Genomic DNA, 15656 nt, shown 5'->3' with positions numbered 1-15656 from the left:
CGTCAGGATTAACCACTGCCCATTACGGCTTAACCCGGCGAGTGCCTATGCAGCGATCTGGCCGGGTTTTGCACGTGTGCACGCCTTAGTTCGCGTCAGGGTTCCGGATTGCTTTGAGGGTCGAGGCAGGCCTCGGAGGGCTTCAGCTCATTAATAAAGGTCCTAACGGGCAGGCGGATACTCTCAGAACGAATAGGGTTTAGACCGCTCATCGGACAGCGCGCCATTCACCGCTTAAGCAACCCGCGCGCGCTGATCCACACCGGTATGCCCAGGCCTATCCAGCTCAATACGTCCCACGCCCCGTCGTCCAGCAACGCGCTGAACAGGCCCATGGCGCTGAGCACGCCGATGGTCAGCGGCACGGAGAACACTTTCCAGAAATTCGACTGACGCGGCTTCATCGGGCGTTCTCCTTCGCGGCGTTGCGGCGCACCCACCACAGGTACAAGCCGCTGCCCAGGACGATGATGGTCAGCAGGTCGAGGGCCGCCCAGAGTATTTTCATCGGCATACCGCCGTAGTCCCCGAAGTGCAACGGTTGGGACATGCCCATGGCGTCCATGTACCACGGGCGCGTACCCACCGCCGTCACCTTCAGGGTGCTGGCGTCGATCAACACCGGCGTGAGCAAGTGGGAGGTCAGGTGCGTGCTGCCTTTCATGAATACCGCGTAATGGTGCTCGCTGGAGAAACGCGTGCCGGGGAAGGCGATGAAGTCCGGGCGCATGCCGGGGGCGGCGGTGGCGGCGATGTCCAGCAGGTGCGTGGCCGGGGCCAGTTGGGTCAAGGGCGGCGCGTCGCGGTAAGGCTCGACCATGGCCGTGAGGCTTTCGGTGCGCCAGGCGGCAATGATCAAGTCGGCGCAGGCGCTTATTACACCCGTGACGCCGACCACCAAGGCCCAGGTCAGCGTCACGACGCCAATCAGGTTGTGCAGGTCGAGCCAGCGCAGGCGCGTGGATTTTTCGGTGCGCACCGTGGCGAAGGTGTGGCGGCGCATGAACGGCAGGTACAACACAGCGCCCGAGACAATTGCCAGCACGAACACAACCCCCATGAACGCCAGCAACAGCTTGCCCGGCAGCCCGGCAAACATGTCCACGTGCAGGCGCAGCATGACCATCATGATCCCGCCATTGGCCGACGGCATTTCCAGAGCTTCGCCGGTGCGGGCGTCGAGCATGAAGGTGTGTGAGGAATTGGGCTCGGTGCCCGCCGTGGCAGCCATGATGGCGATCACCGCGTTGGGTTCATCGTCTTCACTGCCGAAGTACTGCATGACCTCCCCGGGCCGGTGTGCCTCGGCGGCCTTGACCAGCTGTTGCAGGTTCAGGCGCGGGGTATCGGCGGGCATCTCCCGCAGTTGCGGGCTATTGCCCAACAGGTGATCGATTTCGTGATGAAAAATCAGCGGCAAACCGGTCAGCGCCAGCAACAGCAAAAATGCGGTGCAAATCAGGCTGGTCCACGTGTGGATAAAGGACCAGCGACGGATGGTTTTGCTTTTCATGACATTCCAAAAATGACGCAGGCTGCGAGGGGTCGCCGGGCAGCCCGTTTATCGAGACTTCAGCCCGGTGAGGGCGTGCGAGGTGATTAGAACTCCAGCTGCGCCGAGAACTGTACGGTACGCGGATCACCCAGGTAGTGGCTGTTGAGCCAGTAGTCTTTGTTGGCCAGGTTGCTGACGTTCATGCGCAAGGTCAGGTCGTTCTGCGAGACTTTCATGCGGTAGCGCGCGCCGGCGTCAAACGTGGTGAACGAGGGCAATTGGTAGTCATTGGCTTCGTCGGTGTATTGCTTGCCGGTGTAGAACGCACCGCCGGTCAGCGCCAGGCCGGGCACCGCGTTGATGTCGTATTCGGCGTAGACCTTGGCCAGTTGCTTGGCCACGTCGACCGGTGCATTGCCGTCGTTGGCCTTGACGTTGGCGTCTTTGATTTTCGGGTCCAGCAGGGTGAAGCCGCCGACCACGGTCAGTTCGGGCGTGACCTTACCCGTCACGCTGAACTCCAGGCCGTTGTTCACCTGTTTGCCGCTTTCGCTGTAGACCATTGACTCATTCAGAAAGCCATTGGGCTTTTCGATGTTGAACAGCGCAAGGGTGAGCAAGGTTTCGCCCACCGTCGCTTTGGCGCCCACTTCGTATTGCTTGCTGACTTGCGGCGCGAAAATTTCGCCCACGTTGATGGCGTTGTACGGCGCCGTGCCGCCCGCCTGCAACCCCTCGATGTACGTGGCGTATGTGGTCAGCCAGGGCACGGGCTTGTAGATCAACGACACGCTGGGGGAGGTTTTCGTGGCGTCGTAACGGGTTTTCTTGTCCGTGGCGGAGTACACGAAGTCATTGGCGTAGGACTTTATCTGGGTGCGGGTGAGCCCCAGGATGCTCGACCATTGATCGTTGAAGGTGATGATGTCGCCGATCAGGACGTTGTTGGTCTCGGTCGTGTTGGCCAACCGCTGTTTGCCATGCCCGATGGAATACGAAGGTTTGCCCACTTGCTCGGCGGTTCCGAACGGCAGGGGGCCGCCGCCGACATCGGCATACTGAATGCCTGCTGGCGGGATGTGATCCTCGTACATGCGCACGCGGGCGTTGTTGCCTTGATAACCGAGGGTCATCTGGTGGCCGATAGCGCCCGTGTTGAAGGCGGCGTCGAGGAACAGATACCCGGAGTTTTCCTGGTGCTCGATGGGCGCGAAGGCGTACAGCGGCTGGGTGTAAACACCGGCGCTGGACACGGTCGGCCCGGTGTAGGTGTTTTCTTCGGTGAATTGTTGCGCGGCGAAGGCGGCTCGCAGGGTGAAGGTGTCGTTCAAGCGCCATTTGGCGCGAACGCCGCCCTTGTCGGTTTCGTTGTCCGAGAACGACCAGCGCTGGCTGTACAGTTTGTCGTTAGCCAGCACCGAGGCCCGTGGGCGCAGCGCTTGATCGCTGAAATACCAGTAACTGGTCAAACCGCGCACTTGGGTCTTTTTATGCGAGGCGTCGAACTGGATTTGCAGGTCGTCGCTGACGTTCCAGTCCACAGCGAGGCTGATCAACTCGCGGCGACGTTTCTGCATGTCGATGGCGGTTTCGCCATCTTGGGTCAGCAGGTTCAAGCGATAGGCGAACTGGCCTTCGTCGTCGAGCTTGCCGCCGAAATCGCCGTGCAGGTAATAGTTATCCCCGCCCGCATTGCCCAGCGTCACGCTGCGGTACGTGTGGTAGGTGGGGCGCTTGAGCACGTAGTTGACCAGGCCACCGGGCGACGCAGGCCCGTACAGAAACCCGGTAAGGCCGGTGACGACCTCCAGTTGTTCGGTTTCTTCGAGGAAGTTACCGGCGTCGGCCAGGGTCGAAAACCGCAGGCCGTCGTTGGCAATGCTCAAGTTGCCCGGTGCGCTGAACCCCCGGATGTTCACGGCACTGGCATAACCCGCCCCTGTGGGAGAAAACACCTGGGTGAAGGGGTTGCGTTTAAACACGTCATCCAGCGAAGTGGCTTGCGTATTTTTCAGAAAGTCCTGAGAGGTCACGCTCATGGAATAGGGCGCGTCTTGCAGTTTCATCCCGCCCAACGCGCCGACATTGTTGACGTTTTCACTGACATAACCTGCCGCCTCGGACCCTTCGGCCACGGCCGTGGCGTTGATGTTCACATCGCCCAGGGTCAGGGTGCCTTCTTCAATAGGGAGCAGGGTGTACGCGCCGCTGCCAGTTTGTTGCAACTGCAACCCGCTGCCTTGCAACGCCTCGCGCAACGCCGTGGTCGGTTCAAACTGGCCGTTGACGGGCGCCGAGGTTTTGCCTGCCAACCAGGACGCGTCGATGGCCAGCGTGATCCCGGCCTGACTGGCGATCTGGTTCAGGGTCGAGGCCAGCGGCCCGGCGGGCAGGTTGTAACTGCGGGCGGTGGTGCTGTATTCGGCAGCCATCAGCACGCTGCTGGTCAACGGAACACTGAACGCAATAGCGACGGCTAGCAGGCTGGGGCGCAATAACGTGTCGAGGGTACGGGACATTCGGCAAATTCCTGAATGGAAATGTTTCTCAATGCCTGTATGCCGAACGAGGGTTAAAAAGTGATAGGGCTCAATTGAAAATAATCTGCATTAAGTTTGAGCGCGTTGGTAAAGCTGGCGCTGGCTGTTAACCGGCCTGCGCCAGCACGTGCGCTTATCGCTGGCGCGTGAGGTCGGCCCGCAGGTCAAGCGCGTTTTGGGTCAGTGGCGCATAGGTCTGCGCACCGGGCAGGATTTTGCTGACGCAACGGGCCATGTAGCCGTTGCTGCCCAAATCGATGAAGACCGGGTTTGGGATGGCACGTGCCAACGCGTTCAGGGTATTGGGCAGGTGGCAGGGTTTTATCGTGTTGTCTGAAAACCCTTCGACCAGATCATCCTGCGGGGTGTAGGCACGTTGCTGCACGGTTGAGTAGAGCGCCAGCTTGAGCGGCGTCTGGGGAATGCCTGGCATGCTGCGCAACGCCGCCTGTTTGATGGCGGTGTGCTGCGGGTGGTGCGAGGCATAGCCGATGCCCAGTTCGCGCGGGGGCGGCGTACCCGCCGGGGTGGCATCAATCATGGCTTGCAATGCGTCGTGGGGGCCGCTGACCACCGTGTGGGTCGGGGAATTTACGGTGGCCAGACTCAGCTCGGGATGGTTGATTTGGCGCAGCACGGCGAGGGTGTGTGCTTCGCTGGCGTTTACCAGCAACATGTCGCCCTGATTCAGCACCGCGTAGTACGCGTCATTCAACGCGCAGGCCGTGCGGGCGCCGTTGGTAACGGTTACGTTGCCAGCACATTCCCGAGCGGCGATTTCTCCGAAGCTTTCTCCGAGCGCGGCATCCGGTTCAATACCGGCGTGGCGCAAAACGCGGGTCATGGCTACGGCACTGGTGTACAGAGCAAGCTGCTTGAGCCCGTAAGGCAGTACGGTGCCGGTGTCCGGGCTGAGCAACACCTCGCGCACCATGCCGGGGGCGATGGCGTGACCCCGTTGGTGACGCTCTTCGACCACGCCGTCGACGGCTGCTATCACCTCATCGATGGTTTGTCGGGTCTCGTCACTGACGCTGTACAACGCTTGCATGCTCCCCTGCGGGCTCCCCCCTTGGCCGGGGTACAAAAAAACGATGGAGTGACTGCGCAACTCAGGTAATAGCGGCATGGATCCTTCCTCGGCTAGTAAATGTGTTCGCTGCGAACAGCGCGCACGAGCTTAGCCTCGGGGCAGAAACCTGCAGGATCAATCGGCTATAGAGCGATAACCGGTAGCGCTGTGCCGATCACTGGGCCTCAGGCTTGCCGCTGACCGTGACCCACCACGGGGTGTGTTGGGTGATGTGCACCGGGAGGGTGGGCAGCAATGCATTGAGCGCCAATTCAATGTTGTTGAGCGGGAATGTGCCCGTAATGCGCAGGTCAGCGACGTCCGGGTCAACGCCCAGGTGGCCGCGGCGGTAGCGGTTAAGCTCGCGCACCATGTCGGCCAGGCGCACGTTGTCGAGCACCAGCATGCCGCGGGTCCAGGCGTCTGCGCCGGGAGCCAGCGCAACTCGCTGGCCCAGCCCGTCGCGGTGCATCAGCACTTGCTGGCCTTCGTTATAAACGGTTTCGTCCGGGGTGCTTTCGGGGTGCGCGGCGACCCGCGATTGCAGGACGCTGAGGCGGGTGCCGTCGTCTTCGCGCTTGACCAGAAACCGGGTGCCCAAAGCGCGCAGGCTGCCATCGCGGGTTTTGACGATAAACGGGCGGGCATCGTTGTGGCCGGTTTGCACCATGATTTCGCCTTCATGTAGCACGATCAGGCGTGTGCGTTCGTCAAACCGTACGTCCACGGCGCTGTGGGTGTTGAGGTTGAGCAGGGTGCCGTCGGCAAGTGTTACCACGCGCTGTTCGCCGGTGGCGGTGCGCTGATCGGCCATCCAGTAGTCCATCGGCAGGTAATTTTTACCGGCGAGTACAGTCAGTCCGATTACCAGTGCAAGGCTGGCCAGCCCGCTGCCGACTTTGCGCAGGCGTTGGTGGGCGGTGTGCCGTGCGTTGAGCAAGGCATTGCGGGCCGGGATGCTGGCTGTGCTGAAGCGATGGTCGAGCATGCCCAGTTGCAGCCACGCGCGGGCGTGTTCTTCGCTGGCGGCGTACCACTTGGCGAATTCGGCCTGTTCAACGTCGCTGCCGTTGCCGCAGTCCAGGCACAACTGCCAGGCAATGGCAGCGTCGAGCACGCGAGCGGACACCGGTTTGCTGTTGGCCTGACTCATGTCGGTTCGCCATGCAGTGCGATGTAGCACTGGCGAATGCCTTGGGCCAGGTACTGGCGTACCCGAGGCACCGACACGCCCAGACGGTCAGCGATTTCGGCGTGGGTCAGGCCGTCGAGGCGGCTGTAAAGAAAGGCTGCGCGGGACTTGCTCGACAGCTTGCCCAGCAAGCGATCAATGGCCTTGAGGTCTTCGAGGATCAATTGTTGTTCTTCAGGCGAGGGCTGCTCGGCTTCGGGTATCAGCATTAATTCGTTGAGGTAAGCCTGTTCCAGCGCGGCGCGCCGGAAGTAGTCGAACAACAGGCCTTTGGCAATGGCGGCCAAAAAAGCGCGGGGTTCACGGGGCGGTTGCAGTTCGGTTCGGCCGAGCAGGCGCACGAAGGTGTCCTGGCTCAAGTCTTCGGCCCGTTGCGGACAGGCCACATTGCGCCTCAACCACGCCAGCAACCAGCTGCGATGGTCGCGATACAGCGCTCCAACCAGCTCACTGTGGGGATTTTGGACTGACGACAAAGGCATCACCGACTGCGCGTTTTAACTAACGATAATTATTCGCGATTGTGTCAGAGCCAAAAGCCATGCGCAATTGACGCTCATCGGATGGCGGGGAGTGGGCGGTGGTCGCCGTCGCTGCCGGGGCGCAGCGACACCGCAACCGGTTAAAAGCTGTGCATCTGCTTGCGCCGTTGCCACTGATTCAGTCGCTGTTGCAGAGCCAGGGGGCTGTCGAGGTGTTGGGCGCGGGCCCGGCTGAACAGGATCAGCGCCAGTTCGGCAGTGGCCAGCGCGTCGGCACTGGCGTTATGGCGGTCTTCAACCTGCAAGTTGAAGTGCCTGACCCAGTGGTCCAGCCCCGCGTCACGCAAGTCGGCTTGTGGGCACAGCATAGGTGCCAGTGCCGCGACGTCCATGAACGGGTGTTGCAAGCGATACCCCAGGCTGTCTTTTAAGGCCCGCCCCAGCATGTGCTGGTCAAATGGGGCATGGAACGCCAGCAGAGGGCTGTCCCCCACAAAGGCCATGAAGTCGAGCAGCGCATCGGCGGGGTCGCAGCCGGCGGCAATTGCCTCCGGCCCCAAACCATGCAGTAACACGCTGGGGCTCAGCGGGTTGTGGGTGCGCAGCAACGTGCGCTCAAACGCTTGGCCCAGATCAATGGCGCCATCCTCAATCATCATCGCGCCAATCGACAGCACTTGGTCACGGTTGAGGTTCAGGCCGCTGGTCTCCAGATCGACCACTACCCAGCGCTGGCTGCGCAATGAGGTCTCGCCCAACCCTGGCGAGGGGGGCAATTGCAGCAGACGTTCTTGCTGTTCAAGGCTCAACACCGGGGTTTTGCGCGGCAGCAACCACGAGAACAGGCTCATAGCTGATACCGCAGCGCCAGGCTGCTTTGCAGTCGTTGGGCCTGACGCAGCGCTTCGCGCAGGATGCGGCGGTCGAGCTGGTTGAGGCGGTCCGGGTCGACGCGGTTGGAGTACGGTCGATTTTCCCGCGTTTGCAACTGGTGCTGTTGCATGCGCGTTTGCTGGATGAAGTGATACGCCTCTTCGTATGCCGCGCCGTCCAGCGCTTCAATGACGCCGAGCGCCACCAGTTGGCGCAAACGCTCCAGGGTGTTGATGGCCTCCACGCCATGGGCCAGCGCCAGTAACCGGGCGCCGTCCACAAAGGGCGTCAGGCCTTGCACTTTAAGGTCAAGGGTGGCTTTGTCACTGCCTTTGCGCTCGAGTACAAACTCACGGAAACGCCCCACGGGCGGGCGATGGCGCAAGGCATTGTCGGCCATCATGCGTTGGAACAGGCGATTGTCAGCCACTTGCTCAAGTATCCCGCGGCGCAACTGCTGGCAGCCGCTTTCGTCGCCCCACACCACGCGCAGGTCGAAGTAGATGCTCGACGCTAGCAGATTTTCGGGGGTCGCTTCGCGGATGAAGGCTGCGAAGCGGCGCGCCCATTCGGCTCGGGATAAGCACAGGTCGGGGTTGCCCGCCATGATGTTGCCTTTGCACAGGGTGAAGCCACAGGCTGCCAGGTGCGTGTTGATGAGCTGGGCGATGGGCAGCAAGCGCTGACGAATCTCGGCCGCCTGCGCCGCATCGGCCGCGTCGAACAGGATGCCGTTGTCCTGATCGGTGTGCAGTGTCTGCTCGCGACGGCCCTCGCTGCCGAAGCACAACCAGGTAAAGGGCACGCCGGGATCGCCCTTCTCGGCCAGCACCAGCTCGATCACGCGGCACACGGTGTGGTCGTTGAGCAGGGTGATGATGTGGGTGATTTGAGTCGACGAAGCGCCGTGGGCCAGCATGCGCTCCACTAACTGACCGATCTCGCCGCGCAGGCTGATCAGGTTGTCCAGCCGTGGGGCATGGCGAATGGTGCGCGCCAAGTGCACCAGGTCCACCCGTTGCAGGGAGAACAAGTCGCGCTCGGACACCACGCCGCACAGGCGCTGGTCTTTGACCAGGCACACGTGGGCAATGTGGCGTTCGGTCATGGCGATCGCCGCATCGAACGCGCTGTGGTCGGGGGACAAGTAGAACGGCCCCGGTGTCATGTGCAGTTCGATGGCGTGTTCGAAATCCTGGGTGCCGGCGGCCACCACCTGGCGTAAATCGCGCAGGGTGAAAATCCCCAGCGGCGCCTTGCGTTCGTCCACCACCACGATGCTGCCCACTTGTTGCTCATGCATCAGCCGCACGGCTTCGCGCAGGGCTGTTGCAGGCAGGCACGTGACGGGATGGCGCATGGCCAGTTCGCCCAGCCGGGTATTGAGCGAATATTGCGTGCCGAGGGTTTCAACGGCCTTTTGCTGAACTTGTTGATTAACCTTGTCCAGCAAGCTGCTGACCCCGCGCAGGGCGAAGTCACGAAACTCTTCGGACAGGGCGAACAGTTTGATAAAAGCGGGCTTGTTTAATTGCAGACAGAAGGTGTCTTCGGCGGCACGGTGCTCAGTGCGGGTGGCCCGCTCGCCCAGCAGGGCCGCGAGGGGGAAGCACTCGCCTGCGGTGATTTCAAACGTGGTCTCGGCTTCTTGACGGCCGACATGCGTGCGCTCGCCCACCACGCGCCCTTGCTTGACGATGTAGAAATGCTCAACCGGACCATCAGCGGGTCGAATGATGCTTTCGCCAGGCCCATAGAAGCGCAATTGGCACTGCTCGACCAGAAACGCCAGGTGGGCATTTTCCATTTGGTTGAAGGGCGGGAATCGCTGCAAAAACTGCATGGTGCCGTGAATGTTCTGCAACACCGCGGTTTTTCCTGCCTGGAGAAACGCATCCGATTTACTCATTGACCGTTACCGCATGTCTGACCGTTGTTGTTATGCCGGGGTACAGCCCCCTGTCGTCTTGATGTGTCTCATGCTCGGTTGTCTTCGGCCACGTGCCCATTGGACGTAAGTCTATGGCAGGGCAGGCCGGGATAATGGCCTATTGGCATATTTGAATCACTTCACAGAAATCAGGTCTGTAAATTGCGTTGCAAGGCTTGGAAATGCCGTGTGGCGAGCGCACATTGAGGCTGAGACTGACGAAAAGCTGACAGCCCCAGTAGGATATTTGACTGTTTAGCCCCGTTTGAGAACCGTATGACCGAACACGACATATTGAGCGACGCCGAACGGGAAGCCCTGATTGAGGTGATGAAAGCGCCTGCTCGCGCTCAGCCGACACAGCGGGTATTGGTGGTCGAAGACGATCAGCTGGCCTGCGATCTGCTGTGCGAATTGTTACAGATGCATGGCATACCATCGGTCAAGGCGGGCACTTCCGAAGATGCCCTGAAGGCACTGATGGCCGATAAAACCATTGGCTTGATCCTCACCGATTTACGCCTGCCTCAAGATGACGGTTTGCACTTGATCCGTACGGTGCGCAATTCACAGTGGGCCAATCTGCCGGTGATTATCATGTCCGGCGATGCCGGTGTACGCGACACCATTGCCGCGATGCACCTTAGCGTGCTGGATTTTTTGCTCAAACCCTTCGACACCGGGCACCTGATCAAACTGATCAAGCGTGAGTTGCGCATAGATTAGCAGGCCATAAAAAACCCCGGCTCAAAGGGCCGGGGTTGTTTATCACACGCAGCTAACGCTTAGTTACAGACCATTTTTAGCCTTGAACTCGCGGCGACGACGATGCAGCACGGGCTCGGTGTAGCCGTTGGGCTGTTTTGTGCCTTCGATCACCAGTTCGACCGCCGCCTGGAAGGCGATGTTGCTGTCAAAGTCCGGGGCCAGCGGGCGGTACAGGGGGTCGTTGGCGTTTTGGCGGTCCACCACGGGTGCCATGCGCTTGAGGCTGGCCATGACCTGTGCCTCGTTCACAATGCCGTGACGCAGCCAGTTGGCGATGTGCTGGCTCGAAATTCGCAGCGTCGCGCGGTCTTCCATCAGGCCGATGTCATTGATGTCCGGCACCTTCGAACAGCCCACGCCCTGATCGATCCAGCGCACCACGTAACCCAGGATGCCTTGCGCGTTGTTGTCCAGTTCGTTCTGGATCTGCTCGGGCGTCCACTGCGGGTTCACGGCCAGCGGGATGGTCAGAATGTCGTCCACCGACGCTTTGGCGCGCTTGGCCAGTTCGGCCTGGCGGGCGAACACGTCGACCTTGTGGTAGTGCAACGCGTGCAGCGCAGCGGCCGTCGGCGACGGCACCCAGGCGGTGTTGGCGCCCGCCAGCGGGTGAGCGATTTTCTGCTCGAGCATCGCGGCCATCAGGTCCGGCATGGCCCACATGCCTTTACCGATTTGGGCACGGCCTTGCAGGCCAGTGCTCAAGCCGACATCGACGTTGTTGTTCTCGTAGGCCGAAATCCACTTCTCGGCTTTCATGTCGGCCTTGCGCACCATCGGGCCGGCTTCCATCGACGTGTGAATTTCGTCGCCGGTGCGGTCCAGGAAGCCGGTGTTGATGAACACCACGCGCTCGCTGGCAGCCTTGATGCAGGCTTTGAGGTTGACCGTAGTGCGGCGCTCCTCGTCCATGATCCCGACTTTAAGGGTATTGCGCGGCAGGTTCAGTACGTCTTCGATGCGCCCGAACAGCTCGTTGGTAAACGCCGCTTCTTCAGCCCCGTGCATTTTCGGTTTCACGATGTAAACCGAACCCGTGCGGCTGTTGCGGCGCGAGGTATTGCCATTGAGGCTGTGGATCGCCGCGAGGCTGGTAATCAGGCCGTCGAGGATGCCTTCCGGCACTTCATTGCCATCTTTGTCGAGGATCGCGTCGATGGTCATCAAGTGACCCACGTTGCGCACGAACAGCAGCGAACGGCCGTGCAGGCTCACCGAACCGCCATTGGGTGCGGTGTACTCACGGTCAGGGTTCATGGTGCGGGTGAAGGTCTGGCCGCCCTTGGACACTTGCTCGCTGAGATCGCCCTTCATCAGGCCCAGCCAGTTACGGTAGATCACCACTTTGTCGTCAGCATCGACGGCGGCCACGGAATCTTCGCAGTCCATGATGGTGGTCAGCGCGGCCTCCATCAGCACGTCTTTGACGCCAGCGGCATCGGTCTGGCCGACAGGGCTTGAGGCGTCGATCTGGATTTCAAAGTGCAGACCGTTGTGTTTGAGCAGCACGGCGGTCGGTGCGGCGGCTTCGCCGTGGTAGCCGATCAGTTGCGCTGCGTCGCGCAGGCCGCTGCTGGTGCCGCCCTTGAGGGCCACCTGCAGGGCGCCGTTGACCACGGCATAACCCAGCGAGTCGACGTGGGAGCCGTTGGCCAGCGGCGCGGCCTCGTCGAGGAAGGCGCGGGCGAAGGCAATCACCTTGTCGCCGCGTACCTTGTTGTAGCCTTTGCCTTTTTCAGCACCATCGGCTTCGCTGATGGCATCGGTGCCGTACAGCGCGTCATACAGCGAACCCCAACGGGCGTTCGACGCGTTGAGGGCAAAGCGCGCATTCATTACGGGCACCACCAACTGCGGGCCGGCCATGCGGGCGATTTCGTCATCGACGTTTTGCGTCGTTGCCTGGAAATCCGCGGCTTCTGGCTGCAGATACCCAATGTCTTGGAGGAAGGCTTTATAAGCCACGGCGTCATGGGCCTTGCCAGCCTGAGCCTGGTGCCAGGCGTCGATCCGCGCCTGCAAATCATCGCGTTTGGCGAGCAGTGCTTTGTTCTTGGGTGCCAGGTCGTGAATAACCTTGTCGGCACCGGCCCAGAACTGGTCGGCATTCAGACCGGTACCGGGGATAGCTTCGTTGTTTACGAAGTCGAACAGGACTTTGGCGACCTGCAGGCCACCGACGTGAACGTGTTCAGTCATTGCTTGCCTCACTCATTTTTATTTAAAGCCTGGAGCGCTTCTTAAAACACCGCGTGGCTCATGCTTGCGGGGTTGTACGGGGTATTGCAGACGCTTTGGCGGACCGTGTTACGAATTATGTAGTGGTCGCCGGGGCATACTACATGATCAATTGCAGATGTGAAAATCAGACTAATCACGTCGTTCCACGACCATTTTTACGGGTTTGGTCATGTAGAAGAACAGGATGTTCTCAAGAAACACACAGGTTGTTCCAGATAATTCTAAAAACAGTACACAATTTAATGCGCTGGCGCTGTTTTCGTGCCGCTGAGTTCACTGCCCGGATGCTGAAAGAGCCGGTGCGCAGCCCACTGTAGCCGGCCACGCGGATTGCGCAGGGTTGCCTATACTCAATCGACATCTTTTCAGAGTGTTGGCGCCATGAACCATCTCGTGATTACGGTCTTTGCCCCGGACAAACCGGGTCAGGTCGAGCGCATCGCCCAGTGCATTGCCGAGCATGGCGGCAATTGGCTGGAGAGCCGTATGTCGCGCATGGCCGGACAGTTCGCCGGGATCTTGCGTGTCGGAGTCAGTGCTGAAACGTACGAAGCGCTTGTGGATGCGCTCATGGCGCTGGAAGCGGAAGGTATTCGGGTGTTGGTGGCGGAAAGCGGGATTGAGCAGGCCTGCACCTGGAAGCCCATCGCCATGGACTTGGTCGGCAACGACCGCCCGGGGATCGTGCGTGATATCACGAAGGTGCTAACTGAGCATGACGTCAGTCTGGAGCGACTGGTGACTGAGGTGCGCCCGGCGCCCATGAGCAATGAACCGTTGTTTCATGCCGAAGCCATTCTGGCAGTGCCGCTGACGCTGTCGCTGGAGGTGCTGCAACAACGTTTGGAAACCCTCGCCGATGAACTACTGGTTGAGTTGAAGTTACGCACAGAGGAATAAGGCGAAAGGTTATCCCATGAAACGCTGCACCTGCCTGTGGATAACCGTTGGAAACATCGTTGCAGGCCATAGGCGGTATGGCCTGCAACGAAGTGTACGTTTTTTGATCAGGCGCGGCGGCGCAGGTTGACCCACGCATCGATGCTGTACACCAGCAACCCCGCCCAAATGAACATGAATGCGATCAGGGTACTTTCAGACAAGTGCTCGCCGTACAGTGTGACAGCCAGAATCAGCACCAGCGTGGGTGCCAAGTACTGCATGAAACCCAGCGTGGTGTAGGGCAAATGCCGTGCCGCTGCGTTGAAACACACCAGCGGGATTAGCGTTGCCGGGCCTGCGGCCACCAGCAGCCAGGCTTCTGAGCTGGCCCAGAATTCGGCGTGCGCGCTGTTGGCTTCGGGGTGCATCAGCAGCCAGCCTATGGCAATCGGCACCAGAATCCAGGTTTCAACCACCAGGCCGGGCAATGCCTTGACCGGCGCCTGTTTGCGGATCAGTCCATAAAAGCCAAAGGTCAACGCCAGGGCCAGCGACACCCAGGGCAGGCTGCCCACTTGCCACACTTGCTGTGCCACGCCGACTGCCGCCAACCCTACGGCGATCCACTGCAACCGACGCAGACGCTCGCCCAGTAACAACATGCCCAACAGCACGTTGACCAGCGGGTTGATGTAATACCCGAGGCTGGCTTCCAGCATCCGGTCATTGTTGACCGCCCACACGTAGGTCAGCCAGTTGGCTGCAATCAGCAAGCCGCTGACGGTCAGCACAGCAAGGCGCTTGGGGTTGTCGCGCAGTTCTTGCCACCACCCGGGATGCTTCCACACCAGCAACAGCAACGAGCCGAACAGAGCGGACCAGAGCACGCGGTTGACGATGATTTCTGCGGCGGGAACGCTGGCCAGCAGCTTGAAGTAGATGGGGAACAGGCCCCAGATGATGTAGGCGCTAAGGCCCAGAATGTACCCGTGGCGCGGGTTGGCGGCTTGCATGCGAAATCCTTGCGTGAACAACTGTCAGACACTGTGAGGGCAAGAGTGTAAGCAGGTTTTACCAAGGTGTCGTGTGAAAGGCAGGGGCAGACAGGATTTTGCTACCGCCGCCCGAGGCTGCGAAAACCTTCTCAGTCCGGGGCGGCGGCAACGCAGTGTCAGGGCGGTTAAAACAACTTCAGCGGTTCTTCATTCAATGCTGACAATTGCTCGCGCAAGGCCAGCACCTGATCGCCCCAATAGCGTTCGGTACCAAACCACGGAAAGCTATGGGGGAACGCCGGATCGTCCCAGCGCCTTGCCAGCCAGGCGCTGTAATGCATCAGGCGCAGGGCGCGCAGCGGCTCGATCAACGCCAGTTCACGCGGGTTGAAATCATGGAATTCGCTGTAGCCGTCCATCAATTCGGACAACTGCCCCAGGCATTCCTGATGATCCCCGGCGAGCATCATCCACAGGTCCTGCACCGCAGGCCCCATGCGACAGTCATCCAGGTCGACAATGTGGAACACCTCGTCGCGGCACATCATGTTGCCGGGGTGGCAATCGCCGTGCATGCGGATGTTGGTGTGGGGCGTGGCGGCGTATACATCTTCGACGCGCTTGAGCAGATCACGTGCCACGGACTCGTAGGCCGGGAGCAAACTGCGGGGTATGAAGTTGCCTTCAAGCAAGGTTGTCAGGGAGTCATGGCCAAAGTTCTTCACACCCAGGGCTTCGCGGTGTTCGAACGGTTTGGTTGCCCCGACCGCGTGCAGGCGGCCGAGCAATTGCCCGAGTCGATAAAGTTGATCGAGGTTGCCCGGCTCTGGCGCACGGCCGCCGCGGCGGGGGAACAGGGTGAAGCGGAAACCGGCGTGTTCGAACAGGCTTTCGCCGTTGTGAATCAACGGTGCGACCACCGGCACGTCACAGTCGGCCAGTTCAAAAGTGAAACGGTGTTCTTCGAGAATGGCTTCGTTGGTCCAGCGCTGTGGGCGGTAGAACTTGGCGATCAGCGGTTCCGAGCCTTCAATGCCAACTTGGTACACGCGGTTTTCATAACTGTTGAGCGCGAGCACGCGGGCGTCGCTGAGAAAACCGATGCTTTCAACGGCATCGAGCACCAGATCGGGGGTAAGTGTTGCAAACGGATGAGACATGCTGACTCCTGCGCGCAGCAGGCTGC

The 15656-nt window shown here is 60.5% G+C and carries 13 protein-coding genes; 2 read left to right on the top strand and 11 right to left on the bottom strand.

The window, feature by feature from the left end; genetic code table 11:
* Positions 1-227: 227 nt before the first annotated feature.
* The 8 genes from HBN61_RS09315 to HBN61_RS09280 form a co-directional block, all read right to left on the bottom strand.
* A complete protein-coding gene (locus HBN61_RS09315) occupies positions 228-404 on the bottom strand; it encodes a hypothetical protein (protein ID WP_094992781.1) in 177 nt (58 codons plus the stop codon).
* Entirely contained in the window at positions 401-1513 is a 1113-nt protein-coding gene (locus tag HBN61_RS09310; RefSeq protein ID WP_170046580.1) for a PepSY-associated TM helix domain-containing protein, read from the bottom strand. The genes HBN61_RS09315 and HBN61_RS09310 overlap by 4 nt, the downstream gene beginning before the upstream one ends.
* Positions 1514-1599: 86 nt before the next feature.
* Positions 1600-4014, bottom strand: a complete 2415-nt coding sequence (locus HBN61_RS09305) for a TonB-dependent receptor (protein ID WP_170046579.1) — start codon at positions 4012-4014, stop codon at positions 1600-1602.
* Positions 4015-4168: 154 nt separating this feature from the next.
* Positions 4169-5164, bottom strand: a complete 996-nt coding sequence (locus tag HBN61_RS09300; protein WP_170046578.1) for an acyltransferase domain-containing protein — start codon at positions 5162-5164, stop codon at positions 4169-4171.
* A 118-nt stretch (positions 5165-5282) separates the two neighbouring features.
* Positions 5283-6260 (bottom strand): FecR family protein, encoded by a 978-nt coding sequence (locus tag HBN61_RS09295; protein ID WP_170046577.1) that lies wholly within the window; start codon positions 6258-6260, stop codon positions 5283-5285.
* Positions 6257-6781 carry an RNA polymerase sigma factor gene (locus HBN61_RS09290; protein WP_170046576.1) on the bottom strand — a complete coding sequence of 175 codons (525 nt, stop codon included), beginning with the start codon at positions 6779-6781 and terminating at the stop codon, positions 6257-6259. The genes HBN61_RS09295 and HBN61_RS09290 overlap by 4 nt, the downstream gene beginning before the upstream one ends.
* 140 nt (positions 6782-6921) lie before the next feature.
* A complete protein-coding gene (locus tag HBN61_RS09285) occupies positions 6922-7632 on the bottom strand; it encodes a 3'-5' exonuclease (protein WP_170046575.1) in 711 nt (236 codons plus the stop codon).
* Positions 7629-9563 (bottom strand): putative nucleotidyltransferase substrate binding domain-containing protein, encoded by a 1935-nt coding sequence (locus HBN61_RS09280; RefSeq protein WP_094992787.1) that lies wholly within the window; start codon positions 9561-9563, stop codon positions 7629-7631. Before HBN61_RS09280 ends, HBN61_RS09285 begins: the two co-directional genes overlap by 4 nt.
* A 297-nt stretch (positions 9564-9860) precedes the next feature.
* Between HBN61_RS09280 and HBN61_RS09275 the strand changes: the two genes are divergently transcribed.
* Positions 9861-10310 (top strand): response regulator, encoded by a 450-nt coding sequence (locus tag HBN61_RS09275; protein ID WP_094992788.1) that lies wholly within the window; start codon positions 9861-9863, stop codon positions 10308-10310.
* Positions 10311-10373: 63 nt separating this feature from the next.
* Here HBN61_RS09275 and HBN61_RS09270 read toward each other — a convergent pair whose 3' ends face one another.
* Positions 10374-12551 (bottom strand): malate synthase G, encoded by a 2178-nt coding sequence (locus HBN61_RS09270; protein ID WP_094992789.1) that lies wholly within the window; start codon positions 12549-12551, stop codon positions 10374-10376.
* Between the two features lie 423 nt (positions 12552-12974).
* Here HBN61_RS09270 and HBN61_RS09265 point away from each other — a divergent pair, with 423 nt between their 5' ends.
* On the top strand, positions 12975-13493 hold the full coding sequence (locus HBN61_RS09265; RefSeq protein WP_094992790.1) for a glycine cleavage system transcriptional repressor: 519 nt from the start codon (positions 12975-12977) through the stop codon (positions 13491-13493).
* Between the two features lie 107 nt (positions 13494-13600).
* Here HBN61_RS09265 and rarD read toward each other — a convergent pair whose 3' ends face one another.
* Together rarD and srkA are read right to left on the bottom strand one after the other, a co-directional pair.
* Positions 13601-14488 carry an EamA family transporter RarD gene (gene rarD, locus HBN61_RS09260; RefSeq protein ID WP_094992791.1) on the bottom strand — a complete coding sequence of 296 codons (888 nt, stop codon included), beginning with the start codon at positions 14486-14488 and terminating at the stop codon, positions 13601-13603.
* A gap of 167 nt (positions 14489-14655) precedes the next feature.
* A complete protein-coding gene (srkA, locus tag HBN61_RS09255; RefSeq protein WP_170046574.1) occupies positions 14656-15630 on the bottom strand; it encodes an SrkA family protein kinase in 975 nt (324 codons plus the stop codon).
* Positions 15631-15656 lie beyond the last annotated feature (26 nt).

It is taken from the genome of Pseudomonas sp. WS 5071 (assembly GCF_012985765.1).
In the GTDB taxonomy this organism is placed as follows: domain Bacteria; phylum Pseudomonadota; class Gammaproteobacteria; order Pseudomonadales; family Pseudomonadaceae; genus Aquipseudomonas; species Aquipseudomonas lundensis_A.
The sequence above is the reverse complement of the archived record's forward strand: the minus strand, read 5'-3'. Positions and strand labels throughout refer to the sequence as shown.

Coding starts and splice junctions, on each gene's coding strand:
- HBN61_RS09305 (WP_170046579.1), bottom strand. CDS start 4,014: ATGTCCCGTACCCTCGACACGTTATTGCGCCCCAGCCTGCTAGCCGTC.
- HBN61_RS09270 (WP_094992789.1), bottom strand. CDS start 12,551: ATGACTGAACACGTTCACGTCGGTGGCCTGCAGGTCGCCAAAGTCCTG.
- HBN61_RS09300 (WP_170046578.1), bottom strand. CDS start 5,164: ATGCCGCTATTACCTGAGTTGCGCAGTCACTCCATCGTTTTTTTGTAC.
- HBN61_RS09265 (WP_094992790.1), top strand. CDS start 12,975: ATGAACCATCTCGTGATTACGGTCTTTGCCCCGGACAAACCGGGTCAG.
- srkA (WP_170046574.1), bottom strand. CDS start 15,630: ATGTCTCATCCGTTTGCAACACTTACCCCCGATCTGGTGCTCGATGCC.
- rarD (WP_094992791.1), bottom strand. CDS start 14,488: ATGCAAGCCGCCAACCCGCGCCACGGGTACATTCTGGGCCTTAGCGCC.
- HBN61_RS09295 (WP_170046577.1), bottom strand. CDS start 6,260: ATGAGTCAGGCCAACAGCAAACCGGTGTCCGCTCGCGTGCTCGACGCT.
- HBN61_RS09275 (WP_094992788.1), top strand. CDS start 9,861: ATGACCGAACACGACATATTGAGCGACGCCGAACGGGAAGCCCTGATT.
- HBN61_RS09310 (WP_170046580.1), bottom strand. CDS start 1,513: ATGAAAAGCAAAACCATCCGTCGCTGGTCCTTTATCCACACGTGGACC.
- HBN61_RS09280 (WP_094992787.1), bottom strand. CDS start 9,563: ATGAGTAAATCGGATGCGTTTCTCCAGGCAGGAAAAACCGCGGTGTTG.
- HBN61_RS09315 (WP_094992781.1), bottom strand. CDS start 404: ATGAAGCCGCGTCAGTCGAATTTCTGGAAAGTGTTCTCCGTGCCGCTG.
- HBN61_RS09285 (WP_170046575.1), bottom strand. CDS start 7,632: ATGAGCCTGTTCTCGTGGTTGCTGCCGCGCAAAACCCCGGTGTTGAGC.
- HBN61_RS09290 (WP_170046576.1), bottom strand. CDS start 6,781: ATGCCTTTGTCGTCAGTCCAAAATCCCCACAGTGAGCTGGTTGGAGCG.